Origin of the sequence: Kitasatospora sp. MAA4 (assembly GCF_029893355.1) — a bacterium.
Lineage (GTDB): Bacteria > Actinomycetota > Actinomycetes > Streptomycetales > Streptomycetaceae > Kitasatospora.
This window is the reverse complement of the sequence record NZ_JARZAI010000015.1, coordinates 15,150-41,968: the sequence shown is the minus strand read 5'-3', so window position 1 is coordinate 41,968 and position 26,819 is coordinate 15,150. Positions and strand designations below refer to the sequence as shown.

The following is a 26,819-nucleotide window of genomic DNA, read 5'->3' as shown; positions in this document are numbered from 1 at the left end:
CCCAGGAGGAGTGCATCCCCATGTCTCTCGACACCTCTCTCGACACCGCTGTCTGCGCCCCGCTCGCCGTGCTCGGCTCCGCCGTCGAGGTCCCGCTGGTCGGCGGCGAGAAGGTCACCTACGCCGCGCTCGACTACGCCGCCAGCGCCCCGGCCCTGCAGCGGGTCTGGGACGACGTCGCCGCGTACGCCCCGTACTACGGCAGCGTGCACCGCGGCGCCGGCTACCTCTCGCAGCTGTCCACCGACCTCTTCGAGCAGAGCCGGCGCACCGTCGAGGAGTTCCTGGACCTGCGCGACGGCGACCAGCTGGTCTTCACCCGCGCCACCACCGACTCGCTGAACCTGCTGGCCGCCGTGGTCCCCGCCGGCACCCGGGTCTTCGCCTTCGAGACCGAGCACCACGCCTCGCTGCTGCCCTGGCGCCGCCAGGGCCTGGAGGTCAGCTTCCTGCCCGCGCCGCGCTCGCACGCCGAGGCCGTCGCCGCCCTGGACGCGGCGCTTGCCGCGCAGCCCGCCGAGCACCGGCTCTTCTGTGTCACCGGCGCCTCCAACGTCACCGGCGAGCTGTGGCCGGTCGCCGAGCTGACCGAGGTGGCGCACCGGCACGGCGCCCGGGTGGTGCTGGACGCCGCGCAGCTCGCCCCGCACCACCGGGTCTCGGTGCGCGAGCTGGACGTCGACTGGGTCGCCTTCTCCGGGCACAAGCTGTACGCGCCGTTCGGCGCCGGCGTGCTGGCCGGGCGCTCGGACTGGCTGGAGGCGGCCGAGCCGTACCTGGCCGGCGGCGGCGCGAGCCGGACGGTGGCCCGCCAGGAGGACGGTTCGGTGGCCGTCGAGTGGCACCAGGGCCCGGCCCGGCACGAGGCCGGCTCGCCCAACGTGATCGGCGCGTACGCGATCGCCTCCGCCTGCCGGGCGCTGACCGAGGCCGGCTTCGACAGCCTTCAGGCGCGTGAGGAGCAGCTGCTCGCCCGGCTCAAGGCCGGACTGGCCGAGATCCCGGAGGTCACCGTGCTCAGCCTGTTCGGCGGCGCGGCTGCGCAGGTGGGCGTGCTCTCGTTCGTGGTGCAGGGCTGGAACAGCTCGCACTTCTCGGCCGCGCTGTCGGCCGAGTACGGCATCGGGGTGCGCGACGGACTGTTCTGCGCGCACCCGCTGGTCCGCACCCTGCTCGCCGGCGACGCCCCGGCGCCGGCCTCCAGCTGCGGCGCCCCCGACGCCTCGCTGCCGGGGGAGCGCAGCCTGAACGCGATCCGGATCAGCTTCGGTGCCGGCACCCCCGAGGAGCACCTGGAGCGCTTCCTCGGCGCCGTCCGCGAGCTGGTCTCGGACGGCGCGCGCTGGACCTACCGCAACGAGGGCGGCCGCTGCGTGGCGGACACCCGCCGTTAGTCACTCTTATTCGAGACCGAGGGCGAAGGCCGTCTCCAGGTCGTGCTGGGAGTAGGTGCGGAAGGCGATCTGGGTCTCGGTGTGCTCCACACCGGGGACCTTGTTGAGCCGCCCGGGGATCACCTCGGCCAGGTCCTCGTGGTGGCGCACCCGCACCATCGCCACCAGGTCGTACCCGCCGGTCACGGAGTAGACCTCGCTGACGCCCTCGATGGCGGCGATCGCCTCGGCGATCTCGGGGATCCGGTCGACGCTGGTCTTGATGAGGACGATGGCGGTGATCACGAGGGAGCTCCTGGGTAGCGAGAAGTGCGGCCAGCGTATCGGGGACGCCGACAGGCCACCCACACGGCGAGAAAGCCTGCACTGAAGCCGATCACATGCGCGAGGTAGGCGACACCGGGCAGGGCGTCGCGGGCCGACCACCACTGGACGCCGAACCACAGCCCGAGCACCAGCCAGGCGGGGAAGCGCAGCGGCAGGAAGAACAGCAGGGGGACGAGCGCGGTGACGCGGGCCCGCGGGTACAGCCGCAGGTAGCCGCCGAGCACCCCGGCGATCGCTCCGGAGGCGCCGACCAGCGGCCGCAGCGACTCGGCGCCGCCACCTCCCGTCAGGGCGTAGCCGTACGCGGCCAGTGCCCCGGCGGCGAGGTAGAAGAGGAGGAAGCGGAGCCGGCCCAGCCGCTCCTCCACGCCCGGGCCGAAGACGAAGAGGAAGAGCATGTTGCCCAGCAGGTGCAGCCAGCCGCCGTGCACGAAGAGCGAGCTGAGCAGCGAGAGTGCCGGGCTCTTGCCGGGGGTGGCGACCAGTGGGCAGCCGGGGAGCGGCGGGGTGCTCCCGGCCAGCTGAGCCGCGGTCAGCGGACGGTCGCTCAGCAGCTCGGCGGGGATCGCGCCCCAGCGCTGCTGGTAGTGCTGGGCGGCGCAGGCCCGGTCGGCGGCGCTCGCGCCGTACAGCGGGTTGACGCCGCTGGGGCCGAGCAGGAAGACCACGCAGTTCAGCCCGATCAGCAGATAGCTGACCAGTGGGGCCGGGCCGGCCGGCTCGTCCTCGGGACGGCCGGCCTCGTCGCGCACCGTGAGCACCATGGGCGGATGCATTCCGCGCCGGGCGGCCGCCGACACCGCGCTGTGCTGCGACCGGGTTACCGCAGGGGCCGCGCGGCCGGTCCGGGGCTGGTGGGAACCGGTATCCGGTGCCCGGTGCGTCAGGGGCAGGCCCTAGGCTTGGAGCCTGGGCGGTGTACCGGCCCGGACCATGGACCAGTCGAGAGGACCCCGCCCATGCCCGTCCCCGCGCCCACCGCCGAGACCCGCTGGCGCTGCACGCTGTGCGGCAACCTGACCCGTTTCGACGTGACGCGCTCGTCCCGAGTGGTCGAGTACGTCCACCTCGACCTGGCCGGCGAGCCGAAGGTCGAGGAGCGCGAGGTGCTGAGCGAGTCGGTGGAGTCGGTCCGCTGCCGTTGGTGCAACGCGGTCGACCAGATCGAGCTGGTCGCCCGCCCGGGTTCCGAAGAGTAGCGGGTCCGGGTCGGCCGGGGGGTGCGATGTGTGGCGTGGTGTCCGCCGAGGCACGGTTCACGCGACAATTGCACAGAGTGGTGAGTTTCAGGGCGTCGGCACCCGGCCGCACGGCCCCCGCAGACCAGGATCGGAGCCGAGGACGCGATGGACGCAGCGAGGGAGCCCGCCGAGCCGCAGGAGCAGCTGTCCGCTGTTCCCGGCCCGGAGGCGGACACCCCTGAGGAGGCGTCCGGCGCTGGCGAGCAGTTGGACCGGCCGCTGCCCGAGGGCGTCCGTCGCCGGGTGGTCGGCCTCGCTGCCGATGCGCTCGGCGGCCTGCCCGCCGGGGAGTTGCCCGCCACGCTCCGTCCGTATGCGAAGTTCACTCCGGCCCGCCGGGCCAAGTACGCCGGGACGGCGCTGGCCGCCGCACTCGAGGCCGAACCGGTCTTCCGGCTGCGGATAGCGGAACGGCTCCGGCTCGGCCAGCCCGACCTGGTCAGGGCGCTGGAGGCGGGCAGTGTGCCCGGCGCGGCCGAGCCGCTGGATGTGGCCGCCGCCGCCTACCTGCTGCGCCCGCGCGGCTGGGTCCGGCTGGTGGAGGACGTCAGCGACCGGGTGGAGCGGGCCGGTGCGGACGATGCGGCCGCCGAGGCGGCGCGGATGGTGGAGAAGCTCCAGGAGGAGCTGACCTCCCTGCGGGCCTCGGCCCGGGCCGACCTGGACCGCCAGCGGGCCGAGTCGGAGGGCACCCGCCGGGAGTTGGAGTCGCTGCGCAAGAAGCAGCGCAGCCTGGAGAGCGACACCCGCCGCGCCCAGGCCGAGGTGAAGAAGCTCCAGGTCGAACTGGCCGCCGCAGCCTCGGCGGCCGCCACCGAGCGCGGCGCCGCGGAGAGTGAGAACCGGCGGCTCAAGCACCGGGTCACCGAGCTGGAGAGCGCGCTGGAGACCGGTCGCCGCTCGGCCCGCGAGGGCCGCAGTGTCGAGGACATGCGGCTGCGGCTGCTGCTGGACACCGTCCTGCAGTCGGCCCAGGGCCTCCAGCGCGAGTTGGCGCTGCCGGTGACCCAGCTGCACCCGGCCGATCTGGTGGACGCGGTGGTGCCGGCCTCGGCCTCGCCGCACGACGTCGCCCGCCGGGCGCTGGCGGAGGACGACCCGGCGCTGCTCGACCAGCTGCTGGCGATCCCTCAGGTCCACCTGGTGGTGGACGGCTACAACGTGACCAAGACCGGCTATCCGACCCTGCCGCTGGAGCAGCAGCGGATGCGCCTGCTGGGGGGGCTGGCGATGCTGGCGCAGCGCACCCAGGCCGAGGTGACCTGCGTCTTCGACGGCCAGGACCTGGACGTTCCGGTGATCATGGCGCCGCCGCGCGGGGTGCGGGTGCGGTTCAGCCGCACCGGGCAGACCGCGGACGAGCTGATCCGCCAGCTGGTGCGGGCCGAGCCGCAGGGGCGGCCGGTCGTGGTGGTCTCCACCGACAAGGAGGTCGCGGACGGCGTGCGCAAGGCGGGCGCCCGTCCGGTCGCCTCGGTGCTGCTGCTGAACCGGCTCTCGCGCGCCTAGCCCACGGGTGTGTGGAGGTTCGGTGAGAGCCTTCGGCCGGACGGTAGTTCGTGCCACGAGGAGAGTGGCGCAAAGATGTGATCTTCACTAGGGTCTGGCGTCAAACCTATTTTTCCGGCCACTCGCCCGATCGGGTGAGACCGCAGGAAGAAGGAGCCGTCCAGTGGCGACCCATCGCCGACCCAAGCAGCCGAGCCGCGCACGGATCACCGTGCTCACCGCAGCTGCGGCGACTGCTGTCGCGCTGTCCGCGCAGAGCGGTGCCTGGGCCGATCCCAAGCCCTCGCTGGACGACGTCAAGGCACAGATCGACGGCCTCAACACGCAGCAGGAGGCCGCCTCCGAGAAGTACGACGGGGCCAAGGAGCGCGGCGACCAGCTGCGCCAGCAGGCCTCCCAGCTGCAGGACCAGGTGGCCCGTCAGCAGGCCGACGTGACCCAGCTGCAGTCAGGGCTCGCCGGGGTGGCCGCGGACCAGTACCGCAGCGGCGGCATCGACCCGTCGGTGCAGCTGATGCTCAACTCCAACCCGACGGCCTACCTCGACCAGGCCTCCAGCATGGAGCAGGCGACCACCACCCAGACCGAGGCGCTCAAGTCCCTGCAGTCCGACCAGCGCAAGCTGGACCAGGAGAAGCAGGAGGCCGCCGCCACGCTGGCCGAGCTGGACCGCTCCACCCAGGAGCTGAACCAGGCCAAGGCGGACGTGCAGGCCAAGCTCGCCGCAGCGCAGAAGCTGATGAACTCGCTCAGCGCCTCCGACCGGGCCAGCCTCCAGCAGGCCGACCGCGCCTCGCGCGACAGTGCCCGTACCGACCTCAGCAGCCTCAACCTGCCGCCGGCCTCCGGCTATGCGGCCAGCGCCGTGGCCACCGCGCTGAGTGAGCTGGGCAAGTCGTACGTCTGGGGGGCGACCGGCCCCAACACCTTCGACTGCTCCGGTCTGATGGTCTTCTCGTACGCCTCGGCCGGCGTCTCGCTGCCGCGCACCTCGCAGGAGCAGGCCTCCTACGGCGCCACGGTGCCGAGCCTGGCCCAGGCGCAGCCCGGCGACCTGGTGATCTACGGCCCCGGCGCGCACCACGTGGGCATGTACATCGGCAACGGCAAGGTCGTGCACGCTCCGCACACCGGTGACGTGGTCCGGATCGCCGACGCCACCTCGATCGGCACGATCCAGACCATCCGCCGGGTCTGACGCCGAGTCGCCGCGACTGCGCTCGCGACGAACTGACGCTCCACCACCGGCTTTTGTGAGCTGCGCCACTCGGCGCGCCCTTCTTGATCGACCGCCGGTGACCCTCATATCACCCACAGTCAAAGTTGCACGTTTTTTCCGACAAGGATTTGAACGGATCACGGTTCTGTTACTAGGGTCATGATTCGAGCCGCCGCGATGGAGATCACCCGACCCGGGTGGCAGCGGGGGCACCGCCGAGTCTGGAATGCAGCGGGGCAGTTGACTGCCCGACGGGGGATCCCTCCCGAAGTGCTGCGGACCGGAGCCGGGGAACCACGTTCCTCGGGGTGAATCGGCGCCAGGTCGACCGAGAGGTCGGTGAGGCGTCGTAGGGCATCTCTTCCAGCCCGAACCCGTCAGCTCACCCGGTAGGCGGACGTAGGAAGAAGGAGCTCGCCTTCGTGGCGTCCCATCGTCGTCCCAAGCCCGCCGGCCGAACTCGCGCGTCGATCCTGACCGCGGCTGCCGCAACCGCCATGGCCCTGTCCTCCCAGACGGGTGCGCACGCAGACCCGGCACCCACGCTCGACCAGGTCAAGTCACAGGTCGACACCCTCAACCAGCAGGCCGAGGCCGCCAGCCAGGCGCTGGAAGGTGCCCAGGAGAAGCAGACGGCGCTCAACACGCAGGTCAGCCAGCTCCAGGACCAGGTGGCCCGCCAGCAGGACCAGGTGACCACTCTGCAGGGCGGCCTGGCCGAGGTGGCCGCCGACCAGTACGCGTCGGGCGGGATATCCCCGACCGTCCAGCTGATGCTCACCGCCAAGCCGGACAGCTTCCTCACGCAGGCCGGTTCGGTCAGCCAGATGAACAGCACCCAGTCCGAGACGCTGAAGGACCTTCAGCAGCAGCAGCAGAAGCTCGACCAGGAGAAGGCGGACGCGCAGAGCAAGCTCGCCGACCTGGCCGCCACCACGCAGACCCTGCAGGCCGCCAAGACGGACATGCAGGGCAAGCTGGCGAAGGCGCAGGCCCTGCTGAACACGCTGACCGAGCAGCAGCGCCAGCAGATGGCCGCCGCCGACGCCAAGGCCGCCGCCGACTCCGCGGCGAAGGCCGCCGCCCAGGCCGGCGGCACCGCCTCGCGCAGCGCGGCTCGCACCGACCTGAGCGCCCTGACCTCCACGGCGGGCGCCAACCCGCAGGCCGCCGCCGCCGTCGCGGCCGCCGAGAGCAAGCTCGGTGCGGCCTACGTGTACGGCGCGACCGGGCCGAGCACCTTCGACTGCTCGGGTCTGACGCAGTGGGCGTACGCGCAGGCCGGCGTCTCGCTGCCGCGCACCTCGCAGGAGCAGGAGTCGGCCGGCACCAACCTGGGCACCAACCTCGCCAACGCCCAGGTCGGCGACCTGATCATCTTCTACGGCGGCGACCACGTCGGAATCTACGTCGGCAACGGCAATGTCATCCACGCGCCGCACACCGGCTCGGTGGTCCGTTACGAGGCCGCCTCGAACATGCCGATCACGGCCATCGTGCGCCCCTGATCGCAGGCCCCTTTGGCCCGTACGGCCCGGTCTCCCCTGGGAGGCCGGGCCGTTGGCGTTCCCCGGAGCGGACAGATGTCCGATTGGTGGTCAAATATTCGCCTTGGCAGGGGTTTGGACTCATTCGCTGCACACCGCTAACGTCGGCGCTCGGAGTTCCGCTATCCCCGTCGATTGGAGCCGTCGCCTCATGGTGATGTCGCACCGTCCGACCAACCCCGGTCGCGCTGCCCTCCCGGGCACCGCACGGCGGTTCGCCCGCGCGCTGGCGGTCACGGCTGCCGCCACCACCGCCGTGGCGATAGCCGCCGCCGGCGGCGCCCAGGCCGTCCCCACCTCGCCCACCCCTGACAAGAAGGACGTCAAGGCGCAGGTCGACCAGCTCTACTCGGAGGCCGAGCAGGCATCGGAGAAGTCCAACGCGGCGGAGGAGGCCCAGAAGCGCCTGCTGAACGAGTCGGGAGCCCTGCAGGCGCAGGTCGCCGAGGGGCAGGACGTGCTCAACCGGATGCGCGGCCAGCTGTCGACGGTCGCAGCCGCCGAGTACCGGACCGGCGGCATGGACCCCTCGGTGCAGTTGATGCTCTCCTCGGACCCGGAGCGCTACCTGGACCGGGCCCGCAGCCTGGAGCAGGCCGCCGAGCAGCGGGCCGCCTCGCTGCGCGAGGTGGTCGAGCAGCAGCGCCGACTCGACCAGCGGCGTGCCGAGGCCACCAGCAAGCTCGCCGAACTCGACGGCGTGCGCAAGACCCTGGTGGACAGCAAGCAGCAGGTCCAGCAGCGGCTCAAGACCGCACAGGCCCTGCTGAACACCCTGGACGCCCACGACCGGGCCCAACTCGAGGCGCAGGACGCCCGGGACGCGGAGACCCGGGCCGCTCGCGGTGCCGACCGGGTCGACCTGGGCAACCAGGTGCCCTCCTCGGACCGGGCGGCGGTCGCACTGGCGGCGGCGATCGGCAAGATCGGTTCGCCGTACGTCTACGGATCCACCGGCCCCGGTACGTTCGACTGCTCGGGTCTGATGTACTGGGCCTGGCGGCAGGCCGGAGTGACCCTGCCGCGCACCTCGCAGCAGCAGGCGTTCGGGGGGCAGCGGATCAGCCTGGCCGAGGCGCGACCGGGAGACCTGGTGATCTTCTTCAGGGACATGCACCACGTCGGCATGTACGCCGGCGGCGGTGTCGTCGTGCACGCGCCCTACCCCGGCGCCCGGGTGCGCTACGAGAGCGTCTCGGCGATGCCGGTCGCGGCGGTGGTGCGACCCTGAACGGCGACGAGCGGCTGCGGTCCGCCCCGGCGGCCGCAGCGGCCCTGGGGCTGCCGCGGCGTGCCGCGCTGCTGCTCGCGGTCGGCGGGCTGGCCCAGCTGTCGCTGCCCCGCGTGGTGGCTCCGGCCCGGGCGGTGGCGAGCGGGCCTACGGCGCGGCAGGTCGACCAGCTGCTCGCCGAACACGCCCTCCAGCTGCGCGAAGGCCCGCTGGCCGCGCTGCCGCTGGCCGCTCTCGACTACCGGGTGACGGCCCGGCAGGGGTCCCAGGTCTCCGCCGAACTCTCCTACCGGATCAAGGACTTCGACGACTTTCCGGCCGTGCTGCAACGCCGCCTCACGCTCGGTGCGGACGGCCGGCCGGTCGCCGAGGCGGCGGCCCCCGATGCCCCGGCCGCGCCGTGGGACCCGGGCCCGCTCGCCGTCGTCCAGGGGCAGAGCAGCCTGGTGCTGGGCGCGGCCGACCGCGAGGAGCTGACCGCGCTGGCCGCCGTCGCCGACGCCGCGGTGCCGGCCGTCAGCGATCTCTGGGGGACCGCCTGGGCGGATCGGCTGCTCGTCCAACTCCCGCAGACCGAAGCTCAGTTCGCGAGCCTGCTGGCGGTGGCGGCGGACTCCTACCAGGACATAGCCGCGGTCACCAGCGCGGCGGCCGGGGCGCCCGTGCACACCCCCGCCGACCGGGTGCTGGTCAACCCGGAGGCGTACCGGCAACTCAGCGCGTTGGGACGGCGGGTGGTCATCACCCACGAGTCCACCCATGTGGCGACCCGCGCGGACACCCACCCCTGGACCCCGCTCTGGCTCTCCGAGGGGGTCGCCGACTACACCGGTTATCTCGGCACCGGCCGCACGGCCCGGCAGATCGCGCCGGAGCTGGCGAAGGACGTCGCGGCGGGCCGGACCCCGACCGAACTGCCGCTGGACAGCGACTTCGCGGCCGGCGCCCCCGCGATCGCGCAGGCCTACGAGCTCGCCTGGCTGGCCTGCGACCTGATCGCCCGGCGGCACGGCAGGCCCGCGCTGGTACGGCTCTACCGGGCGGTCGGCGCGGCCGGGCCCGGATCGGGCCGCGAGCAGCAGCTGGACCAGGTCTTCCAGGCCGAACTGGGCTACGGACTGGCGAAGTTCACCCAGGACTGGGCGGCCGAGACGGTCAGCCAGCTGAGCTGAGCTCGGCGAACTCAGTCGTCCAGCAGGCTCTGCTCGTAGGCGATCCCGGGCCGGACCGGGTAGTTGCTCTCCGGCTCCGCCGCCGAGGCGGTGACGGGCAGCGGCGCGGTCCCCTTGGTGGACTGCCAGAGCCGGTAGCAGGAGATCAGCGTCGCGGCCAGCAGCAGCAGGTTGCGGCTGGAGAGCACCACCACGCCCCACGGATTGCTGTTCACGACCTGGCCGAACATCAGCGGGAACTCCGCCGTGGTCAGCGCGGTGGCGAGCAGGATCAGCGCCGCCACCGGCTTCTGGCTGGTGCCGCGCACGGTGAGGCAGACCGCCGCCAGACCCACCAGCCAGACCATGTACTGCGGGCTGATCACCCGGCTGGTCACCGTGAAGATCAGCAGCGCGGCGAGCGCCGCGTCGAAGGTGGTGGAGGGCTGCCAGCGGCGCGCCCGCAGCCGCCAGACCAGCAGCCAGCCGAAGCCCGCCACGCTGAGCAGGACCGCGATCTTGGAGATCACCGGCACCCAGGGCCCGAGCATCTCCACCGAGCCGTAGTTCATCATCACCTGGCCGTGCCAGGCGCCGGCCAGCCGGGCGAAGTGCAGTGGCAGCGCGCCCAGTGACTCGACCTCGATGCCGCGGTTCGCCTGGAAGGTCAGGAACTCGAAGGCGCCGTTCATCCCGGCCGCCAGCAGGAAGGCCAGCGCCGCCACGGTGGCCGCCGCCGCCGTCCAGGAGTGCCGGGTGCGACGGCCGCGCGGGGTGCCCGCCAGGGCGATCAGCGGCCAGACCTTGATCAGGCCGCCCAGGCCCAGCAGGAAGCCGCCCAGCACCGGTCGGCGCAGCAGCACCAGCAGCCCGGCGATGGCCAGCGTGGTGACCAGGATGTCGTAGCGGCAGTAGACCGTCGGGCCGAGCAGCGGCACGCCGACCACCCAGACCCAGCTGCCCGCGAAGCTGCGGCCCTTGCGCAGGCCGTTGCGCACCAGCATCGTCATGGCCACCACGTCGAAGACGCAGCACAGCACGAAGAACGAGGTCATGTACGCCCACGGCAGCATCCCGGGCAGCAGCATCACCAGGGCGGCACCGGGCGGGTACTGCCAGGTCACGTCGTCCATCGGGAAGGTGCCGGTCTGCAGCACCTCGTACCAGCCGTGGTAGATCACCGAGACGTCGGTGGTCACGTCCAGCTGGCTGATCCTGATGACGCCGAACACCAGCAGCAGGATCAGGACGCGGGTGGCCGTCCACGAAGCGCCGAGCGCCCAGAGGGCTCCGCGGGCGGCCGGTGGGGCCGTCGGGGCGAGCGCGGTGGCGCCCTGTGCCCGGTGTTCGGCGACGGCGAGACCGCCGCTGCCGCTGCCAGCCTGGCCGGCTGGGCCGTCCTGCGCCAACACCACTGAGCTCCCTCGTCAACGTCTCCGCATGCCGGCCTCTCCGCATGCCGTCCTGAACCTTTTCCGACTAGGACAGGTTCAGCGGAGAAACGGTTCCGGTCGGGTCATCCGTTCCCAGCAGGTGGGCATGGTGTCCTATGGTACGGATCTGTGAGCGGTGAACCGTGCACCCCCCGACCGAGCGAGCCGTGGCCAGTATGCGCAAGACCCTCATCGTCACCAACGACTTTCCCCCGCGCCCAGGCGGAATTCAGGCCTTCGTCCACAACATGGCGGTGCGCCAGCCGGCGGGCAGCATTGTGGTGTACGCCTCATCGTGGGGCGACAAAATTAAGATGGACCGCTTCGACGTGGAGCAGCCCTTCCCGGTGATCCGCGACCGGACCACCATGATGGTCCCGACCCCGCGGGTGACCCGGCGGGCCACCGAGATCCTGCGCTCCGAGGGCTGCGACGCGGTCTGGTTCGGCGCCGCCGCACCGCTGGGCCTGATGGCCCCCGCACTGCGCCGGGCGGGCGCCCGGCGGCTGCTGGGCATGACGCACGGCCACGAGGCCGCCTGGGCCCAGCTGCCGGGCTCGCGGCAGCTGCTGCGCCGGATCGGCGAGGGCACCGACACACTGACCTACCTCGGCGAGTACACCCGCTCGCGGATCGCCCGGGCCGTCGGCCCCGGCCCGGCCGCGCGGATGACGCACCTGCCGCCGGGCGTCGACGAGAAGACCTTCCACCCCGACTCGGGCGGCGCCGAGGTGCGTGCGCGGCTCGGGCTGACCGATCGGCCGGTGGTGGTCTGCGTCTCGCGGCTGGTTCCGCGCAAGGGCCAGGACACCCTGATCACGGCCATGCCGCAGATCCTGGCCGCCCAGCCGGACGCCGTACTGCTGATCGTCGGCGGCGGGCCCTACCTCGCGGACCTGCGCAGGCTGGCGGAGGCGACCGGTGTCGCCGACTCGGTGCGGTTCACCGGAGCGGTGCCGTGGGAGGAACTGCCGGCGCACTACGGCGCCGGGGACGTCTTCGCGATGCCCTGCCGGACCAGGCGCGGCGGGCTGGACGTGGAGGGCCTGGGGATCGTCTACCTGGAGGCCTCGGCCACCGGGCTGCCGGTCGTCGCGGGGGACTCCGGCGGGGCGCCGGACGCGGTGCTGGAGGGGCAGACCGGGTACGTGGTGCCCGGCGGCTCGCCGGGTGCGGCGGCCGAGCGGATCGTCCGCCTGCTGGGCGACGAGCGGCTGCGCGGCGAGCTGGGCGCGGCGGGGCGCCGCTGGGTGGAGGAGGCCTGGCGCTGGGACCTGCTGGCGGGCCGGCTGGGCACCCTGCTCGCGGGGGAGTAGGGCGCCCAGCCGGCTTGCGGTGCCTACTTGCGGTAGAGCGCCTCGACCTCGGCGGCGTAGTCCTTCAGCACGACGCCGCGCTTGAGCTTGAGCGAGGGCGTCAGGTAGCCGTTGGCCTCGGAGAAGACGGTGTCCAGGATCCGGAACTTCTTCACGGCCTCCGCGTGTGAGACCGCCTTGTTGCCCTCGTCCACGGCCTCCTGGACGGCGGCCAGCAGCGCCGGGTCGTCGCGCAGCTCGGAGAGCGGCGCGGCCGGGCGGCCGTTCGCCTCCAGCCAGCGCGGCAGGAACTCCTCGTCGACGGTGACCAGGCAGGCGATGAACGGCTTGGCGTCGCCGACCACCATCACCTCGCCGATCAGCGCGTGCGCGCGGATCCGGTCCTCGATCACGGCCGGGGCGACGTTCTTGCCGCCGGCGGTGACGATGATCTCCTTCTTGCGGCCGGTGATCGAGAGGTAGCCCTCGTCGTCCAGGCTGCCCAGGTCGCCGGTGGCGAACCAGCCGTCGCGCAGCGCCTCGGCGGTGGCGGCCGGGTTGTTCCAGTAGCCGGTGAACACCTGCGGGCCCTTGAGCAGCACCTCGCCGTCCTCGGCGATCCGCACCGCGGAGCCGGGCAGCGGCTGGCCGACCGAGCCGATCTTCGGCTTGTCGTCCGGGTTGAAGGCGGTGGCCGCGCAGGTCTCGGTCAGGCCGTAGCCCTCCAGCACGGTGAAGCCGATACCCCGGTAGAAGTGGCCGAGCCGCTCGCCGAGCGGGGCGCCGCCGGAGATCGCGTGGGTGGCCCGGCCGCCCAGTGCGGCCCGCAGCTTGCCGTAGACCAGCTTGTCGAAGACCTTGTGCTTGAGCCGCAGGGCCAGGCCCGCGCCGCCCTGGTCCAGCGCCCGGCTGTAGGCGATCGCGGTGTCGGCGGCCTGGTCGAAGATCTTGCCCTTGCCGTCCGCCTGGGCCTTGGAGCGCGCGGTGTTGTAGACCTTCTCGAAGACCCGCGGCACGCCGAGGATCAGGGTCGGCCGGAACGAGGCCAGCTCGGCCGTGACGTCCTTGATGTCCGAGACGTGGCCCAGCTTGCAGCCCGAGATCGCCGCGGCGATCTCGGCGATCCGGCCCAGCACGTGCGCCAGCGGCAGGAAGAGCAGCACCGAGCTCTGGTCGGGGCGGAACAGCTCGGGCATCCGGGCCGTCACGTTGCCCAGCTCGGACAGGAAGTTGCCGTGGGTCAGCTGACAGCCCTTCGGGCGGCCGGTGGTGCCCGAGGTGTAGACGATGGTGGCGATCGAGTCCTCGGTGGGCACCGAGCGGCGCTCGGTCACCACCGCGTCCGCGACGGCGCTGCCGGCCTCGGCCAGTGCCGCGATCGCGCCGCGCTCGATCTGCCAGCTGTGCTTCAGCTCGGTGAGCCCCTCGCGGACCTCCGCCAGCACGGCGGCGTGCCCGTCGGTCTCGGTGATCACCGCGACCGCGCCGGAGTCGCCGAGGATCCACTGCACCTGCTCGGCGGAGGAGCTCTCGTACACCGGCACGGTGATGGCGCCCGCGCACCAGATGGCGAAGTCCAGCAGCGTCCACTCGTAGCGGGTCCGCGACATCACCCCGACTCTGTCGCCCGGCACGACGCCGGAGGCGATCAGGCCCTTGGCGGTGCGGTGCACCTCGGCGAGGAACTCGGCTGCGGTGATGTCCTCCCAGCGACCGTCCACCTTGCGGCTGAGCACCGCGGTGCCGGGGCGCGCGGCGGCGTTCTGGTGGACCAGGTCCGAGAGGTTTCCACCGCTCGGAACCTGGTAGAGGGCCGGAAGGCTGAACTCGAGCACTGCTGCTCCTGTCTGCGACGCTGCGGGACGGCAGGACGTTACTGCCCGGTAGGGAGATTCGGGTAGGGGTGTCGGGCATGGTGTTCGCAGTGTCACACCGGCGGCCCGCCGGGGGTCGTTCCGATCCGCACCTTACGGCAGGCCGCCCGTGACGTGCGGATAGCCCCGTCTGCGGGGACAGGCGGGGGACGTACAGCGGTGGTACCCGCGGGCCGGGCGGCGTCCCCGACCGCGATAGCCTTCGAGCGCGCACACCTGACGACTCGCACGGGACAACGCGGAGGCCCACTCATGGCGGAACACACCAGGTCGAGCATCGTCGTCGAGGCGACCCCGGCCGAGGTGATGGCGGTGATCGCCGACTTCGAGGCCTACCCGCAGTGGACGGGCGAGGTCAAGGAGATCGAGGTCCTCGGCCGTACCGACGCCGGGCGGGCCACCGAGGTGCGCCTGGTCCTGGACGCCGGGGCGATCCGCGACGAGCACGTGCTGGCCTACACCTGGGACGGCGACCGCGAGGTCTCCTGGACCCTGGTGAAGAGCCAGATGCTCCGCGCGCTGGACGGTTCGTACGCGCTGGCGCCCGCCCAGGGCGGCACCGAGGTCACCTACCAGCTCGCGGTGGACGTCAAGATCCCGATGCTCGGGATGATCAAGCGCAAGGCCGAGAAGGTCATCATCGACCGGGCGCTGGCCGGGCTCAAGAAGCGCGTCGAGGGCTGATCGCCGGATGCCGGACGGAGGCGCGGCGGGCCTGATGCGGACGATCCTGGTCACCGGCGAGAGCGGCGGGGTGCCCGAGGTGGCCGCCGCCACCGCGCTGCACGCCGCCGGGCGCGGTCGGCGCACCCTGCTGGTGGCCGCCGACGACTCGCACCGCCGGCTCGACGACCTGCTCGGCCACCGCCTGAGCGCCGAGCCCCAGCAGATCGCCGACGGGCTGTGGGCCGCCCGGATCGACGAGCAGCAGGCCTTCCGGCAGGCCGTCGCCGGCCTCGACGGACGGCTGCGCAGCGGCTACGACCTGCTCGGCGTCGAGCCGCTGGACGACGACGAACTCACCGCCCTGCCCGGCACCCGCCACCTCGCCCTGCTCCGGGCGCTGCGCCAGCCGCCCGGGACCTGGGACGTCCTGGTGGCCGCCGCCCCGCCGCCCGCCGAGCTGACCGCCGCCCTCGCGCTGCCCGAGCAGCTCGACCGCTACCTCGCCCGGCTGCTGCCCGAGCAGCACCAGGCCGCCCGTTCGCTGCGTCCGATGCTGGCGGCCCTGGTCGGCATGCCGATGCCGGCCGACTGGATCTACCAGGCCCGCGGCTGGGCGGCCGGTGAACTCGCCGCTGCCCGCGAGGTGGTGGAGTCCCCGGCCACCACCGTGCGGCTGGTGGCCGACGCCGGTGGCAGCACCGCCGCCGGGCTGCGCCGGGCCCGGGCCGGCCTCGCGCTGTTCGGCCACCGGGTGGACGCCGTCGTCGCGCACCGCGCGCTGCCGGCCGCCGCGCTCGCCTCGTCCGACCCCTGGCTCGCCGCGCTGGCCGCCAGTGAGCGCGACCGGCTGGACGGTCTCGCCCTGGACGTCCCGCTGCTGGTCGGGGACCAACTGGCCGAGCAGCCCAGCGAACTGGCCCGCCAGCTGTACGGCGAGGGTCCCGGGCCCGAACCCGCCGAGGTCTGGCCCTGGACGGCCGAGGACCGCCTGGCGCAGGACGGCGTGCTGATCTGGCGGCTGACCGTGCCCGGCGCCGACCGCGCCGATCTGGAGCTGATGCGGCGGGGCGACGAGCTGGTGGTCGGGCTCGGCCCGTACCGGCGGATCCTGTCGCTCCCGTCCGCGCTGCGCCGCTGCACGGTGGCGGGCGCCGGCCTGCGGGACGGCGAGCTGACGGTGCGCTTCGCGCCCGATCCGGAGCTCTGGCCGCGCTCCTGAGCGCTCTTGGCCGCGCATGTGGCGGCCTCCGGTAGCGTCGGAGCAGGGGCCGCGGTCGCGGTCGCCGGCACGAGGAGGCGCCCGTCATGAACAGTTCAGATCCTGTCGACAACCCGCTCGGCCCGGTCGTCGAGGAGGCGCGCAAGCTGGCCTCCGCCGTCGGCGAGAAGGCCCAGCAGGCCGCCGACCAGTTCCGCGCCCAGTACCCGGACGTCTACGGGCACCTCGCCACCGCCGGGAGTGAACTGCTGGCCGCCTACCGGGCCGCCGTGGCCGGTCACGAGCGCCGCTGGTGCGCCCCGGAATCCACCGGAACCGAACACATCGACGTGGACGACTGAACACGGTTACCCAGAGGTCCAAACCAATTACGGATCGGCTTGAATCGTACGACTATTGAAGCCTCTCGGCGGGGTTCGCTTGCTGTTGTCTTCGGATAATGTATGGCACGGTGTGTAGGGGAGTACGGACCGGGCGAGTACCGGCCCACCCATCGGGCACGAGCGAATGACTGAGGGACACATGGCTCTGACCATCGGCGTCGACGTCGGCGGGACCAAGATCGCGGCTGGTGTGGTCGACGAGGCCGGCGAGATCCTGGCCCGCACCCGGGTACCCACCCCGGCCGACCCGCAGTGGGCCGTCGACGCCATCGCCCAGGCGGTGCGCGAGCTCAAGGAGCAGTACGGCGACGTGACCGCGGTGGGCGTGGGCGCCCCCGGCTTCGTCGACCGGGAGCGGTCCACGGTGATCTTCGCGCCGAACATCGCCTGGGAGAACGAGCCGCTGCGCAGCCGCATCGAGGAGCTCACCGGCCTCGAAGCGGTGGTCGAGAACGACGCCAACTGCGCCGCCTGGGCCGAGTTCCGCTTCGGCGCCGCGGCCGAGCACAGCGACATGGTGCTGATCACCGTCGGCACCGGCATCGGCGGCGGCCTGGTGCTCGACGGCCGGCTGCACCGCGGCCGCTTCGGCGTGGCCGGCGAGATCGGCCACCTCAACATGGTCCCCGACGGCCTGCTCTGCGGCTGCGGCGGCCACGGCTGCTGGGAGCAGTACGCCTCCGGCCGGGCGCTGCGCCGCTACGGCCGCGAGAAGGCGGCCGCCGACCCGATCGCCGGCAAGCGGATGCTGGAGCTCAACGACGGCGCCGCCGACACCATCCGCGGCATCCACATCACCGAGGCGGCCGAGGACGGCGACCCGCTCGCCCTGGAGTGCTACGCCGAGCTGGCCGACTGGCTCGGCCGCGGCATGGCCGACCTGGCCGCGCTCTTCGACCCGGGCGTCTTCGTGCTGGGCGGCGGGGTCTCCGACTCCGGCCGACTGCTGCTCGACCCGGTCGCCAAGGCCTTCGGGACCTACCTGAACGGCGGCGTGCACCGCCCGCGCGCCGAGGTGGTGCTCGCCTCGATGGGCTCGGCCGCCGGCATCGTCGGCGCCGCCGACCTGGCCCGCACGCGCTGAGGATCCGTCACGCTACCGGTCCCGCAGCGGCGGAACCGGTAGCGTGTCGAGGATGACCCTCGACCTCCCGCCCTCCGGCCCGGAACCCGACGGCGCCGAACGGGTCCGCGTGCTCAGCTACAACATCCGCTCGCAGCGCGACGACCGGCGCGCGCTGGTCCGGGTCGTCCGGGCCTGCGAGGCCGACCTGATCTGCATCCAGGAGTCACCCCGCTACTGGCGGCCCCAGGCCCAGGCGCAGTGGCTGGCCCGGGAGACCGGCACCGTCGTGCTCTCCGGCGGCGGCCGCGCGGCCGCCGGGCCGCTGCTGCTCGGCAGCCCGCGCGTCACCGTGCTGCGCCGCGCCGACCTGCTGCTGCCCAAGGCCCGCGGACTGCACGCCCGCGGCTTCGCCACCGCCGTCGTCCGGATCGGCCGCGCCGCCCCCTTCGCGCTGACCAGCTGTCACCTCAGCCTCGACCCGGCCGAGCGGCTGAGCCAGTTCCAGCTGCTCCCCGGACAGCTCTCGGGCGCCGAACACGCCGTCATCGGCGGCGACTTCAACGAGCACCCCGAGGACCCCGGCTGGCAGTGGCTGGCCGCCCGCTACCAGGACGGCCACGCCACCGCTCCCTGGGGCGGCGAGTACACCTCCCGCCCCGGCGACCCCTACCAGCGCCTGGACTCCGTCTTCGCCACCCCCGGCATCCGCATCCTCGCCTGCGGCGTCCCCGCACTGCCGCACACCGACCTGATGGCCGCCACCGACCACCTCCCGGTGGTCGCGGTGCTCCAGATCCCAGCCGCTAAGACCGACCGGCAATTGGGGGGTGGGTGAAGAAGGGGGTCCCCCCGGCCGGAGGCTGGGGGAGGGTCGAGGGCCGAGTCTGGGCGGTGCCGACGAGGGAGCCACTGCGGAGCATTGGCGACTGAGGAGAAGCCGTCCAAGGGGGCACCTCCCGCCCGAAGGGTGGGGGAGACAGCCATCGGGCCGCGACGCCGCCCCCCAATTGCCGGTCGGTCTAAGTCCTAGACGACCGCGCCGCCGTGCGGGTCCGGGGGCTCGTCCTCGTCGCGGTCCTTCATCCGGATCACGAGCGTGGCGAAGCCGCCGAGGAAGGCGGTGAGGCCGACCCATGCGGGCCAGCCGGCGATCTCGCGCCAGAAGAAGGCGTCGAAGAGCAGCAGGGCGGGACCGCCGAGGACGGCGATCCAGGCGAACTTGGCGGTGGTGTCGCCCTGGGGGAGCGGCGGCGGCTCCGGGGGGATGTAGTGGCCCTCGTCCGGGTCCTCGGCCGGGGTCCAGCTGCGCGGGGGCTCGGCGGGAGTGGTGCTGGGACGGGGGCGGGGCTGGGGGTTGAACCCGGCCAGGTCGTTCTTGGCGCGCAGGTTCTCGATCTCCGGCCAGTCCGGCCGGTTGAGATCCACCGGGTCGTCGAACTGCGCGACCAGGGCGGCGAAGATCGCGTCCTGTTCGGCCTGGCTGCCAGGGGCCGGAGCAGGCGTGTTCTCGCTCTCCTGGGGACGGTCCTCGTCGGCGCCCGGCGCCCCGCTCATCGGTACTGCCTCATCTGCTCTGCCGGCCCTTCAGCCCTGGTGGCCCTAGCCCTGACGATCATCGGCCTTCGCGACAGTGGTCAAACGCTGGATGAACGCGAGAGATTCCTCGAATACCAGTCCGGCGTCGTGGTCCAGCGTGGCCACATGGAAGCTGCGCTCGCAGAGCCGCTCCGTCACGTCGACCGAGGATATCCGGGCGAGCACCAGCGCGGAGTTCGCCGGGGAGACCACGTGGTCCTGCGGGCTGTGCAGCAGCAGGACCGGCCGGGTCACCCGCGGCAGGCCGCGCTGGATCTCGCGCCAGAGCCGGGAGAGCGACCAGGCGGCGTGCAGCGGCGTGCGGTGGTAGCCCACCTCCGAGGCACCCTCCAGCGCGATGTCGCCCGCCACCCCGGGAATGCTGGGCACCAGGTGCCGCAGGGCGGGGAGCAGGGCGGTGGCGGGGGTGTCGGAGCGGACCGACGGGTTGACGACGACCACTCCGGAGATCAACTCGCCGTACTCGGCGGCCAGCCGCAGCGCCAGCCCGCCGCCCATCGACAGGCCGGCCACGAAGACCTGCTCGCATTCCTCCGAGAGGAGGAGCAGCTCGCGGACGACCTCGGCGTACCAGTCCTCCCAACGGGTCACCTGCATGTCCTGCCAGCGGGTGCCGTGACCGGGGAGCAGTGGCAGCGAGACGGTGAGTCCGGCGGCGGCCAGGTGCTCGGCCCAGGGGCGCATCGACTGCGGGGAGCCGGTGAAGCCGTGGCAGAGCAGGACGCCGACCGGCCCGCCGCGGTGGCGGTACGGTTCGGCACCGGGCAGCAGCGGCATGCGCAGGCTCCTTCGCGGAGGTGGGGGAAGCGCCGGGAGCGAATCGTCCCATGCGCGGGGGCGGCAGTACACCCCGCGGAACGCCCCGCGGAGCGGCTGTGAGCGGTGCGCCCGGGCGGTCGGGTGTCGGGAGGGACGCTTCGGGGCATTAGGATCGACCGGTCTGCAACACAGGAGGCCCCGGTTGTTCTACCGACTGATGAAGATGATCGTCGCGCCGCTGCTACGGATCTTCTTCCGGCCGTGGATGGAGGGTGCGGAGAACATCCCCGACGAGGGAGCCGCGATCATCGCGAGCAACCACCTCTCCTTTTCGGACTCCTTCTTCCTGCCCGCGCTGATGAAGCGTCGGGTGACCTTCATCGCGAAGGCGGAGTACTTCAACACGCCCGGACTGAAGGGCAAGCTCACCGCGGCCTTCTTCAAGGGCGTCGGCCAGCTGCCGGTGGACCGCTCCGGCGTCCGCGGCGCGGGCGAGGCGGCGATCCGCAGCGCGATCTCGGTTATCGACCGCGGCGAGCTCTTCGGGGTCTACCCCGAGGGCACCCGCTCGCCGGACGGCAAGCTCTACCGCGGCAAGGTCGGCGGCCTGGCCCGCGTCGCGCTGGCCACCGGTGCTCCGGTGATCCCGGTCGCGATGATCGACACCGAGAAGGTCCAGCCGCCCGGCCAGGTGCTGCCCACCTTCGGCATCCGCCCCGGCATCCGGATCGGCCGCCCGCTGGACTTCTCCCGCTACCAGGGCATGGAGAACGACCGCTTCATCCTGCGCTCGGTCACCGACGAGGTGATGTACGAGATCATGCGGCTGTCGGGCCAGGAGTACGTGGACATCTACGCGACCGCCGCCAAGCGGCAGATCGCCGACGACAAGAAGCGGGCCGACGCCGAGCGCCGGGCCGAGCAGCGCGCCCTGCACGCCGAGCAGAAGGCGGCGCTGAAGGCGCAGCAGGAGGCCGAGCAGGCCCAGCGAAACGCGGACGCCAAGTCCGAGGAACAGGCGAAGAAGCAGGAGCCGGGCAACTCGTAGAAGTCGGTCGACGGGGGACGACATGGCGGCGCAGACACCTGCCCGCGCACTGCTGCGCAGTGGGCCCGGCGGGGCGGTGGCGGCCGGCGGCATGTCGGTCGAACTGCCGCTCTGGCGGGCCATCTCCTGGTTCCGGGTGCTGGCCCTGGGCTACGCGCTGATCCGTTTCGCGCTCGCCTACCAGCACGTCCGGCACCCGGTCGCGGGCTGGATCTACCTGGGCGCGCTGGTCCTGTGGACGCTGGCCAGCCTGCGCGCCTTCACCGGACCGGGCCGCTGCACCTGGCCGGTGCTGGCCTGGGACCTCACCATGACCGTCACCGGCGTGGTGATGAGCGGGGTGATCGACACGCCCGCCCGGGTGGCGGCCGGCGCGGCCACGCTGCCCACCATCTGGGCGGCGGGCACGGTGCTGGGCTGCGCGGGCAAGGGCGGCTGGCGGCCGGCCGCCGTGGCCGGCCTGGTGATCGGGCTGGCGAACATCGCCCGGCACGGCGGCTTCACCACCGACAACGTGCACGACATCGTGCTGCTGCTGATGGCCGGCTGCGCGATCGGGTACGTGATCGAGCTGGCCCGGGCCAGCGAGGCCACGCTGACCCAGGCCCTCCAGGTGGAGGCGGCCAACCGGGAGCGCGAGCGGCTGTCGCGCGACATCCACGACGGGGTGCTCCAGGTGCTGGCGCTGGTGGCCCGCGAGGGCGGTGGCTCGGCCGAACTCGGTCGACTGGCGGGAGAGCAGGAGCGGGCGCTGCGCGCGCTGATGACCGGCGGCCCGCTGCCGGAGCAGCGCAGCGGGGAGCCACGGGACCTGGGCGCACTGCTCGCGCCGTACGCGGGCGAGCGGGTGACGGTGTCCGCGCCGGGGGAGCCGGTGCTGCTGCCGGGAGCGGTGGCCGACGAGCTGCTGGCCGCGGTGGCGGCCGCGTTGGACAACGTCCAGCGGCACGCCGGACCGGACGCCCGGGCCTGGGTCCTGCTGGAGGACGAACCGGACCGGGTGACGGTGAGCGTCCGCGACGACGGCGCGGGCTGCGCGCCGGACCGCCTGGCCCAGGCCCGGCGCGACGGACGGCTCGGCGTGGCGCAGTCCATCCAGGGCCGGCTGCTGGACCTCGGCGGCACCGCCGAGTTCTACTCCGCGCCGGGCGAGGGCGTGGAGATCGAGATGTGCGTGCCGCGAAAGGGGGCGTGACGATGGAGCAGCTGCGCGTGATGGTGGTGGACGACCACCCGATGTGGCGGGAGGCGGTCTCGCGCGACCTGGCCGACGCCGGGTTCGCGGTGGTGGCCACCGCGGGGGACGGCGAGCAGGCGGTCCGGCGGGCCCTGGCCTGCCGGCCGCAGGTGATCGTGCTGGACCTCAACCTGCCGGCGCTGCCCGGCGTCGAGGTCTGCCGCCGGGTGATGGCGCAGGACCCGGCCGTCCGGGTGCTGGTGCTCTCCGCCAGCGGGGAGCAGGCGGACGTGCTGGAGGCGGTGAAGTCCGGGGCGACCGGCTATCTGGTCAAGTCGGCCGGCCGCGAGGAGCTGTTGGAGGCGGTGCGGCGCACGGCGGCCGGCGACCCGGTCTTCACCCCGGGCCTGGCCGGCCTGCTGCTGGGGGAGTTCCGCCGACTGGCCGGTCAGCCGGCGGAACTCCCTCGGCAAGGCGTCCCGCAGTTGACGGCACGCGAGACCGAGGTGCTGCGGATGGTGGCCAAGGGCCTGTCGTACCGTCAGATCGCCGACCGGCTGGTGCTGTCGCACCGCACGGTGCAGAACCACGTCCAGAACACCCTGGGCAAGCTCCAGTTGCACAACCGGGTCGAGCTGGTCCGCTACGCCATCGAGACCGGCCTCGACACACCGGACTGACCCGGGCTCACCGCAGGACAGCAGGTAGGCTCGGCGCGATCGGCAGTAGGGCGGCCACGATGTCCACGCCGTCCCGGGTCAGCACCGACTCCGGGTGGAACTGCAGGCTCGCGAAGCCCGGGCCGCGCAACGCGTGGACGTCGCCGGTGAGTTCGTCGCGGGCGACCTGGATCCCGGCCCCGGCGAGCCGCTCGGCCCCGGCGTCGGTGCAGCGGGCGGTGAAGGTGTTGTAGAAGCCCACCGTCCGGCGCTCGCCGAACAGGTCGATGCTCTCCTGCGCGCCCTGGAACGGTACGGCCTTGCGGCCCAGCGGCAGCCCGAGCTCCCGGCAGAGCAGCTGGTGGCTGAGGCAGACGGCGAGAAGCGGCGCGGTGCGGGTCAGCGAGCGGACGCCCTCCAGTACGTCGGCGGTGATCTGCCGCAGCAGCGCCATCTTGGGGTCGCCGAGGTCGGCCGGATCGCCCGGGCCGGGGCCCAGCACCAGCGGTCCGGTGTGCGCGGCCACCCGGGCCCGCAGGTCGGGGACGTCGTAGCGGACCACGCTCACCCGGTGGCCGAGCGAGGTCAGCAGGTGGGCCAGCATCGAGGTGAAGGTGTCCTCGCCGTCCACCACCAGGGTCTGCGCCTGCTGGGAGGCCGGTGCGGGCTGCTGCATCCGCAGCCAGAACGGCGCCAGGTTGGTCCGGCGGGCGTCCAGCGCGTTCTGCACCCGGTGGTCGTCGGCCAGGCGCGGGCCCGAGCCGTGCGCCGAGGGGCGGGCGGAGGCGGGGCGGGCGCCGATCGCGGTCAGCACCCCGGCCGCCTTGGCATGCGTCTCGGCCACTTCGGAGTCCGGGTCGGAGTGCCGGACGAGGGTGGCGCCCACCCGGACCACCAGGCGGCCGGTGGCGGGCTCGATGTCCGCGGTCCGGATGCAGATCGGCGAGTCCAGCTGCTGGCCGCCGCTGGAGGAACGGCCGATCAGGGCGAGTGCGCCCGAGTAGTAGCCGCGTCCGCTGCTCTCGTAGCGGCGGATCACCCGGGTCGCGTTCTGCACCGGGCTGCCGGTGACGGTGGCCGCGAACATGGTCTCCTTCAGCACCTCCCGGACGTCCAGCGAGGTGCGGCCGCGCAGCTCGTACTCGGTGTGCGCGAGGTGGGCCATCTCCTTGAGGCGCGGGCCGAGCACCTGGCCGCCCAGGTCGCCGACCGTGCACATCATCTTGAGTTCCTCGTCGACCACCATGGTGAGCTCCTCCAGCTCCTTGGGGTCGTGCAGGAAGTCGAGCAGCGAGCCGAGGTCGGGCCCGGCGGCCGGATAGCGGTACGTCCCGGAGATCGGGTTCATCACCACCGTCCCGCCGCTCTGCCGCACGTGCACCTCCGGCGAAGCGCCGACGAGAACCCTCTCCCCGGTGTGCACCAGGAAGGTCCAGTACGCGCCGCGCTCCTGCTCCAGCAGGCGGCGGAACAGGGTGAGCGCCAGCGCGGGCGAGAAGTCCTCCAGGGTGGCGGCGAAGTCGCGCCGGATCACGAAGTTGGCGCCCTCGCCGTTGCCGATCTCCTCCCGGATGACCTGCCGGACGATCTCCGCGTACCGCGCGTCGTCGATGTTGAAGCCGCCGCCGGTCAGCGTCACCGGCCGGACGGGCAGTGCGGGCAGCACCTCCGCCAGCGGAAACGCGTACTGCTCGGTCACCGAGAGGGCCTGCAGCGGCGTGCCGTCGTCGTGCGCCTCGAAGCCGCGCTCCCGGATCTGCCGGTACGGGACGAGGGCGAGCAGGTCGTGCCGCGGTGCGCCGTCGGCCGGGCGCCCGAACCGCACCGGCAGCTCGGCCAGCGTCTCGTACGAGCCGACCTCGCCCAGCAGGATCTCGACGGTGTCCGGAGCGAGCCGGGGAGCGCGGCGGTGCAGGAGGGCGAAGGCGGGTGCGCCGGGGGCGCTGAGACGGGCGAGCAGAGCGGCAGCTGTGGGGCTGGTCACGTTCGGCTTTCCTTCCGGAGGGTTTCTCGGGTGAGGGATGCGGGTCCGCTCTGCCGGGAAGGCCGTCTGCCGGGAAGATGCCGACGGCCGCCCCGAGGGGCGGCCGTCGTGTCGTCAGGGACGCGCGATCAGTGGGCCACCTCGGGGATGGTCCACCACCAGCAGAAGGTGTGCGGCGCGTTCATGGATGCGACAGTAGCCGATGGGCCGCCGGAGTGAAGCCGATCGGTGAATTGTCCGCGAGCCGTCTCACCCACCGGGCAGCAGGAACAATTCGGTTGTCGCACCCCGTAGCCTTGGGCCCGTGACCGTGACAAATCATCACTCCTGGCAGTCCCTGCCCGCGGCGCAGCAGCCTGAATGGCCGGATCCTGAGGCGCTGCGCACCGCTCTTGCGGACCTCGCCTCGTATCCGCCCCTCGTCTTCGCCGGCGAGTGCGACCAGCTGCGCGCCCGGCTCGCTGCCGTTGCGCGTGGTGAGGCCTTCCTGCTCCAGGGCGGCGACTGCGCCGAGGCCTTCGACGGCGTCTCGGCGGAGCACATCCGCAACAAGCTGAAGACCCTGCTGCAGATGGCCGCCGTGCTGACCTATGCGGCGTCCGTCCCGGTCGTCAAGATCGGCCGGATCGCCGGGCAGTACTCCAAGCCGCGTTCCAAGTCGACCGAGACCCGCGACGGTGTGACCCTGCCGGTCTACCGCGGCGACTCGGTGAACGGCTTCGAGTTCACGCCGGAGTCCCGTCGCCCCGACCCCGAGCGCCTGAAGCGGATGTACAACGCCTCCGCGGCAACGCTCAACCTGGTGCGCGCCTTCACCACCGGTGGTTACGCCGACCTGCGCCAGGTGCACGCCTGGAACCAGGACTTCGTGCGCAACTCGCCGGCGGGCCAGCGCTACGAGCGCCTCGCCAAGGAGATCGACAACGCGCTGAGCTTCATGCAGGCGTGCGGTGTCGCGCCCGAGGAGTTCAAGACCGTCGAGTTCTACTCCTCGCACGAGGCGCTGGTGCTCGACTACGAGACCGCCCTGACCCGGGTGGACTCGCGCACCGGCAACCTCTACGACGTCTCGGGCCACATGGTCTGGATCGGCGAGCGCACCCGCCAGCTGGACGGGGCGCACATCGAGTTCGCGTCCAGGATCAGCAACCCGATCGGCGTCAAGCTCGGCCCGACCACCTCGGTGGACGAGGCGCTCACCCTGATCGAGCGGCTCGACCCCGAGCGCGAGCCCGGCCGGCTCACCTTCATCACCCGGATGGGTGCGGGCAAGGTCCGCGACCACCTGCCCACCCTGGTGGAGAAGGTCACCGCCTCCGGTGCCCAGCCGGTCTGGATCTGCGACCCGATGCACGGCAACACCTTCGAGGCCGAGACCGGCCACAAGACCCGCCGCTTCGACGACGTGCTCGACGAGGTCAAGGGCTTCTTCGAGGTGCACCGCGCGCTCGGCACCCACCCGGGCGGCATCCACGTGGAGCTGACCGGCGACGACGTCACCGAGTGCGTCGGCGGCGGCGACGAGGTGTCGGTGGACGACCTGCACCAGCGCTACGAGACGGCCTGCGACCCGCGGCTCAACCGCAGCCAGTCGCTGGACCTGGCGTTCCTGGTCGCCGAGATGTACCGCGGGCACTGACCCGCCGAGTGTGACGAAGGCCCCTTCGGTCCTGGACGATTCCAGGACCGAAGGGGCTTTTTCGTTCTCCGACCGCCAGGTAAGGTAAGGCTTAGCTCAATGGCCCTGAGACTCCGGGAGATACCGCGATGTACGTGTGCATGTGTCATGCGGTCACCGAGGACCAGGTCAAGCAGGCCATCGACGGCGGTGCCAACTCCCCGCGTCAGATAGCCCAGGGCTGCAAGGCCGGCACCGACTGCGGCTCGTGCGTCCGACGGATCCAGGCGATGCTCGGCGAGCACGGCGCGCGGCCGTGCCCGACCGCGCGGTTGGCCGCGAAGCTGGGCCTGGCCGATCCGGAGGTCAACCTGCCGGCCGTGGCGGAGTCATCCGTTCGCCGCGCCGCGTAGCAGGGCTCCC

General features: G+C 72.6%; 24 protein-coding genes, 1 pseudogene and 1 riboswitch. Of the genes and pseudogenes, 18 read left to right on the top strand and 7 right to left on the bottom strand.

Going from position 1 to position 26,819, the window contains the following annotated elements; genetic code table 11:
- Positions 1-20: 20 nt before the first annotated feature.
- Positions 21-1,394, top strand: a complete 1,374-nt coding sequence (locus P3T37_RS20760; protein ID WP_280725247.1) for an aminotransferase class V-fold PLP-dependent enzyme — start codon at positions 21-23, stop codon at positions 1,392-1,394.
- Between the two features lie 6 nt (positions 1,395-1,400).
- Here the strand turns inward: P3T37_RS20760 and P3T37_RS20755 are convergent, their stop codons facing one another.
- Positions 1,401-1,679, bottom strand: a complete 279-nt coding sequence (locus P3T37_RS20755; RefSeq protein WP_035805591.1) for an Lrp/AsnC ligand binding domain-containing protein — start codon at positions 1,677-1,679, stop codon at positions 1,401-1,403.
- The gene (locus P3T37_RS20750; protein ID WP_280725246.1) at positions 1,676-2,485 is read right to left on the bottom strand and encodes a rhomboid family intramembrane serine protease; all 810 of its coding nucleotides are present in this window, start codon (positions 2,483-2,485) and stop codon (positions 1,676-1,678) included. The genes P3T37_RS20755 and P3T37_RS20750 overlap by 4 nt, the downstream gene beginning before the upstream one ends.
- 195 nt (positions 2,486-2,680) lie before the next feature.
- On the opposite strand from P3T37_RS20750, the gene P3T37_RS20745 reads away from it, so the two are divergent.
- The 6 genes from P3T37_RS20745 (at position 2,681) to P3T37_RS20720 (ending at position 9,640) form a co-directional block, all read left to right on the top strand.
- Positions 2,681-2,920, top strand: coding sequence for a hypothetical protein (locus P3T37_RS20745; RefSeq protein ID WP_280725245.1), 240 nt, complete (start codon positions 2,681-2,683; stop codon positions 2,918-2,920).
- Positions 2,921-3,067: 147 nt separating this feature from the next.
- Positions 3,068-4,471 (top strand): NYN domain-containing protein, encoded by a 1,404-nt coding sequence (locus P3T37_RS20740; RefSeq protein ID WP_280725244.1) that lies wholly within the window; start codon positions 3,068-3,070, stop codon positions 4,469-4,471.
- A 163-nt stretch (positions 4,472-4,634) separates the two neighbouring features.
- Positions 4,635-5,669: a C40 family peptidase gene (locus P3T37_RS20735; RefSeq protein WP_280725243.1), complete on the top strand. Its 1,035-nt coding sequence runs from the start codon at positions 4,635-4,637 to the stop codon at positions 5,667-5,669.
- Between the two features lie 282 nt (positions 5,670-5,951).
- A riboswitch (cyclic di-AMP (ydaO/yuaA leader) is annotated at positions 5,952-6,102 on the top strand.
- Positions 6,103-6,112: 10 nt separating this feature from the next.
- A complete protein-coding gene (locus P3T37_RS20730) occupies positions 6,113-7,198 on the top strand; it encodes a C40 family peptidase (RefSeq protein ID WP_280725242.1) in 1,086 nt (361 codons plus the stop codon).
- Positions 7,199-7,394: 196 nt separating this feature from the next.
- Entirely contained in the window at positions 7,395-8,468 is a 1,074-nt protein-coding gene (locus P3T37_RS20725) for a C40 family peptidase (RefSeq protein ID WP_280725241.1), read from the top strand.
- A gap of 113 nt (positions 8,469-8,581) precedes the next feature.
- Positions 8,582-9,640: a hypothetical protein gene (locus tag P3T37_RS20720; RefSeq protein WP_280725240.1), complete on the top strand. Its 1,059-nt coding sequence runs from the start codon at positions 8,582-8,584 to the stop codon at positions 9,638-9,640.
- Positions 9,641-9,651: 11 nt separating this feature from the next.
- Here P3T37_RS20720 and P3T37_RS20715 read toward each other — a convergent pair whose 3' ends face one another.
- Complete coding sequence (locus P3T37_RS20715; protein WP_280725239.1) at positions 9,652-11,031, bottom strand: glycosyltransferase 87 family protein; 1,380 nt, start codon at positions 11,029-11,031, stop codon at positions 9,652-9,654.
- Between the two features lie 197 nt (positions 11,032-11,228).
- Here P3T37_RS20715 and P3T37_RS20710 point away from each other — a divergent pair, with 197 nt between their 5' ends.
- Positions 11,229-12,368 (top strand): glycosyltransferase family 4 protein, encoded by a 1,140-nt coding sequence (locus tag P3T37_RS20710; protein ID WP_280725238.1) that lies wholly within the window; start codon positions 11,229-11,231, stop codon positions 12,366-12,368.
- Between the two features lie 23 nt (positions 12,369-12,391).
- On the opposite strand, the gene P3T37_RS20705 is transcribed toward P3T37_RS20710, so the two are convergent.
- A complete protein-coding gene (locus tag P3T37_RS20705; RefSeq protein WP_280725237.1) occupies positions 12,392-14,182 on the bottom strand; it encodes a long-chain fatty acid--CoA ligase in 1,791 nt (596 codons plus the stop codon).
- 291 nt (positions 14,183-14,473) lie between these two features.
- On the opposite strand from P3T37_RS20705, the gene P3T37_RS20700 reads away from it, so the two are divergent.
- The 5 genes and pseudogenes from P3T37_RS20700 to P3T37_RS20680 all read left to right on the top strand — a co-directional run bounded on the left by P3T37_RS20700 (position 14,474) and on the right by P3T37_RS20680 (position 18,390).
- Positions 14,474-14,905: an SRPBCC family protein gene (locus P3T37_RS20700; protein ID WP_280725236.1), complete on the top strand. Its 432-nt coding sequence runs from the start codon at positions 14,474-14,476 to the stop codon at positions 14,903-14,905.
- A 34-nt stretch (positions 14,906-14,939) separates the two neighbouring features.
- Positions 14,940-16,106 carry an ArsA-related P-loop ATPase gene (locus tag P3T37_RS20695; protein WP_280725393.1) on the top strand — a complete coding sequence of 389 codons (1,167 nt, stop codon included), beginning with the start codon at positions 14,940-14,942 and terminating at the stop codon, positions 16,104-16,106.
- Between the two features lie 119 nt (positions 16,107-16,225).
- Positions 16,226-16,447 (top strand): annotated as a pseudogene (locus tag P3T37_RS20690) (DUF5304 family protein); the annotation flags it as partial.
- A 181-nt stretch (positions 16,448-16,628) separates the two neighbouring features.
- On the top strand, positions 16,629-17,573 hold the full coding sequence (locus P3T37_RS20685; RefSeq protein ID WP_280725235.1) for an ROK family glucokinase: 945 nt from the start codon (positions 16,629-16,631) through the stop codon (positions 17,571-17,573).
- Between the two features lie 52 nt (positions 17,574-17,625).
- Complete coding sequence (locus tag P3T37_RS20680; protein ID WP_280725234.1) at positions 17,626-18,390, top strand: endonuclease/exonuclease/phosphatase family protein; 765 nt, start codon at positions 17,626-17,628, stop codon at positions 18,388-18,390.
- 191 nt (positions 18,391-18,581) lie between these two features.
- Here P3T37_RS20680 and P3T37_RS20675 read toward each other — a convergent pair whose 3' ends face one another.
- Both P3T37_RS20675 and P3T37_RS20670 read right to left on the bottom strand, forming a co-directional pair.
- Complete coding sequence (locus P3T37_RS20675; protein WP_280725233.1) at positions 18,582-19,109, bottom strand: hypothetical protein; 528 nt, start codon at positions 19,107-19,109, stop codon at positions 18,582-18,584.
- A gap of 45 nt (positions 19,110-19,154) precedes the next feature.
- Positions 19,155-19,928, bottom strand: coding sequence for an alpha/beta fold hydrolase (locus P3T37_RS20670; RefSeq protein ID WP_280725232.1), 774 nt, complete (start codon positions 19,926-19,928; stop codon positions 19,155-19,157).
- A 199-nt stretch (positions 19,929-20,127) separates the two neighbouring features.
- Here P3T37_RS20670 and P3T37_RS20665 point away from each other — a divergent pair, with 199 nt between their 5' ends.
- From P3T37_RS20665 to P3T37_RS20655, 3 genes are read left to right on the top strand one after another with little or no spacing between them, the layout of a single operon-like run.
- Positions 20,128-20,958 carry a 1-acyl-sn-glycerol-3-phosphate acyltransferase gene (locus tag P3T37_RS20665; RefSeq protein WP_280725392.1) on the top strand — a complete coding sequence of 277 codons (831 nt, stop codon included), beginning with the start codon at positions 20,128-20,130 and terminating at the stop codon, positions 20,956-20,958.
- Positions 20,959-20,980: 22 nt separating this feature from the next.
- Positions 20,981-22,153, top strand: coding sequence for a DUF5931 domain-containing protein (locus P3T37_RS20660; RefSeq protein WP_348533262.1), 1,173 nt, complete (start codon positions 20,981-20,983; stop codon positions 22,151-22,153).
- A gap of 2 nt (positions 22,154-22,155) precedes the next feature.
- Entirely contained in the window at positions 22,156-22,815 is a 660-nt protein-coding gene (locus tag P3T37_RS20655) for a response regulator transcription factor (RefSeq protein ID WP_280725231.1), read from the top strand.
- Between the two features lie 7 nt (positions 22,816-22,822).
- On the opposite strand, the gene P3T37_RS20650 is transcribed toward P3T37_RS20655, so the two are convergent.
- The gene (locus tag P3T37_RS20650) at positions 22,823-24,778 is read right to left on the bottom strand and encodes an anthranilate synthase family protein (RefSeq protein ID WP_280725230.1); all 1,956 of its coding nucleotides are present in this window, start codon (positions 24,776-24,778) and stop codon (positions 22,823-22,825) included.
- Positions 24,779-25,082: 304 nt separating this feature from the next.
- On the opposite strand from P3T37_RS20650, the gene P3T37_RS20645 reads away from it, so the two are divergent.
- Entirely contained in the window at positions 25,083-26,417 is a 1,335-nt protein-coding gene (locus P3T37_RS20645; RefSeq protein WP_280725229.1) for a 3-deoxy-7-phosphoheptulonate synthase class II, read from the top strand.
- Positions 26,418-26,545: 128 nt separating this feature from the next.
- Positions 26,546-26,809 carry a (2Fe-2S)-binding protein gene (locus P3T37_RS20640; protein WP_280725228.1) on the top strand — a complete coding sequence of 88 codons (264 nt, stop codon included), beginning with the start codon at positions 26,546-26,548 and terminating at the stop codon, positions 26,807-26,809.
- The last annotated feature ends 10 nt before the right edge of the window (positions 26,810-26,819 follow it).